The 854-nt window shown below is 35.1% G+C and carries 1 protein-coding gene; it reads right to left on the reverse strand.

Annotated elements, in window-relative coordinates; genetic code table 11:
- The coding region (locus FS935_RS23120) for an S-layer homology domain-containing protein (RefSeq protein WP_146950940.1) at window positions 1-501 on the reverse strand (501 nt) is incomplete at its 3' end.
- Between the last annotated feature and the right edge of the window lie 353 nt (window positions 502-854).

The raw sequence follows: 854 nt of genomic DNA on the forward strand, positions 1-854 counted from the left end.
AACAGCATAAGCCTCTGAGTCTCTTTTCCACTCTAAAATTCTATCTTGATCAGCAGATGTTAACTTGTCTCCATAACCAACCGCGTCAGCTCCTAGTGCTTTTACAAAAATAGTTGCCATGTCTTCACGAGTTAGATTTGTGTTAAATCCAAAATTACCTTCCCCAGTTCCACTTATCAAGCCAGCTTTTACAGCAGCCTCTACATACGCATAAGAATAGTGGTCAACTGGTACATCTGAAAACGTAGCAGTAACTGACGAATTTGAAGAGTCTAATTCAAGTGATTTTGCTAGGACACTAGCAAAGTCTTGTCTTGTTATCTTACCTGTTACATTAAAATCTCCATTTGCATCCCCTGAAATAATACCCTTTTCTACTAATTCCAATATTGCATCTTTAGCATAAGATCCTTCAATATCTGTAGATGCGGAAACAGAGTTAAAAGAAAACAGCAAGATAAATCCAGTTAAAAACAATGACTTCGTGAAATAACTTTTCATACAATCCCCCCTACTTTTTTACTATTTCTATAACAAGAAAATTGTATCACTACATTTTTCCTTTGTATACATCTTTTGGCATGTAGTACAAATACAGTTTGTGTCGTAATCTTTTACTACTACGCAATATTAGAGTTACTCCACAAACCGGCCAGAATGCGGAAGTGAGATATATGTTAACCTTAGGTTTCTCCCCCAAGACGTGTTAATAACACTTATCTTTTAGTTCCTGATCTAATAAAAAAACGTCTCAACCCCAGTACTTTCAAGGATTTGAGACGTTTTAACTACTCATATTCAGTTGTGTTAATAGATATTTTAAACGAAGTTAAGACTTTAAGAATAATAGGGAG

The organism is Metabacillus litoralis (assembly GCF_007994985.1).
GTDB lineage: Bacteria > Bacillota > Bacilli > Bacillales > Bacillaceae > Metabacillus > Metabacillus litoralis.